The organism is Leisingera sp. F5 (assembly GCF_001593695.1).
The window spans coordinates 1-1615 of sequence record NZ_LUKH01000826.1 but is presented as its reverse complement, the minus strand read 5'-3'; the positions used below and the strand labels follow the sequence as shown (position 1 = coordinate 1615).

Here is a 1615-nt window from a genome sequence, read left to right as displayed (position 1 = left end):
CCTCACACTTAGCGAGGTGGTATTCCATTCGGTCGTGCGCAGCGTCCGTTCCAAACACAACAATGCCTTTGCAGCCCTGGCTCTGAACATCCTGCAGGCAGTCCTTTTTGTGGGCGCGTTTTTTGCAATGTTCGCGCTGCTGGGCCTGCGCGGCTCTGCCATTCGCGGTGACTTTCTGCTTTATGTTATGTCCGGCGTGTTTCTGTTCATGGTTCACACCAAGACAGTCGGTGCCGTTGCCAGCGCCGAGGGGCCCAGCAGCCCGATGATGCAGCATGCGCCGATGAACACGATGGTGGCCATTCTATCTGCCGCAATCGGCGCGCTGTACATCCAAGTGCTGTCACTGTTCATCATCCTGTTTGTCTACCACGTTGCATTCACGCCGGTGCATATCGAAGAGCCCATACCCGCCTTTGGCATGATATTGCTCGCCTGGATCACCGGCGCCTCTGTCGGGCTGGTGTTCCTGGTGCTGAAACCCTGGGCACCTGGGCTGGTGAGCATTTTGACGATGATCTATCAGCGCGCCAATATGATCGCGTCGGGCAAGATGTTCCTGGCCAACACGCTGCCCAGCTTCATGCTTGCCATGTTCGACTGGAACCCGCTGTTTCACTGCATCGACCAGGCCCGCGGCTTTGTCTTTATCAACTACAACCCGCACTTCAGTTCCTGGCAGTATGCGGCCTGGGTAGCGCTGGTGCTGATCGTAATCGGCCTGATGGGCGAATTCTACACGCGCCGTCAGGTGTCCATCAGCTGGAGCGCTCGACGGTAACCGCCGCAGCTGGACCAAGACTTTCCAAAAATCTTGGTCAAAGTTTTCCGGAAAACTTTTGCGCCCCGCCGGCCTCACACGACCACTCTGAGTGTCAGATTGATCCGCCCGCCCTTGGGCAGCAGCCGCGAGGATTTGAACCGGATCCTGTCCACCCCGTGATAGGTCAGCCGCGCCTCGCCGCCCATCACCACCGCGTCGCCTGAGTTGAGCCAGACCGATTCCGTCTTTCCGCCACGACTGCGGTTGCCAATCCGAAACAGGGCGTCATCGCCCAAGCTGATGGATACCACGGGGTAGGAGAAATCCGCCTCATCCTTGTCCTGATGCAGCCCCATCCGCGCACCCTCTCCATAGTAATTCAGCAAGCAGCATTCCGGTGCCCGCTCCAGCCCGGTCAACTGCTGCCAGATCTCCAGTACCGCCTCAGGGATATCCGGCCAGTCCCGTCCTGAAGGATGCTGCTCCGCATAGCGGTAGCCGGAGGTGTCAGAATACCAGCCGAATTGCCCCGCCGACGTCATCCGTACCGACATCTGCCCGCCCCCCGGCACCTTGGGTGAGAACAGCGGCGCCGCCTTCAGCACCGGCCGCAACGCGTCTATCAGCGCTGCTTGCCGGGCCGGATCAAGAAACCCCTTGTAAACATCAAATCCGCGCACACGCAGCAAGGTCATTGCCGTTCATCCATCCTTAACCATGACCCCTGCAAAAAAGCGCATTGATTCACGCATCAACGCGTGTCTGAGCGCTTGCAGGGGCGTTTTCTGCTCCCTATATACGCCGGGACGCGGCAAGGTGCAGACCAAACCGCAACTTCCATCGGGGCCAGGA

At 59.1% G+C, this 1615-nt stretch carries 2 protein-coding genes; one reads left to right on the top strand and one right to left on the bottom strand.

Features of this window, described 5'->3' with window-relative positions:
* Positions 1-781, top strand: a 781-nt coding sequence (locus tag A2I95_RS36450) for an ABC transporter permease (protein ID WP_291737378.1), incomplete at its 5' end; no start/stop codon positions are given.
* A gap of 74 nt (positions 782-855) precedes the next feature.
* On the opposite strand, the gene A2I95_RS36445 is transcribed toward A2I95_RS36450, so the two are convergent.
* The gene (locus A2I95_RS36445) at positions 856-1458 is read right to left on the bottom strand and encodes an alpha-ketoglutarate-dependent dioxygenase AlkB (protein WP_027257042.1); all 603 of its coding nucleotides are present in this window, start codon (positions 1456-1458) and stop codon (positions 856-858) included.
* Positions 1459-1615: the final 157 nt, after the last annotated feature.

Excerpts from the sequence above, each read along its gene's own strand:
- A2I95_RS36445 (WP_027257042.1), bottom strand. The coding sequence starts at position 1,458 with ATGACCTTGCTGCGTGTGCGCGGATTTGATGTTTACAAGGGGTTTCTT.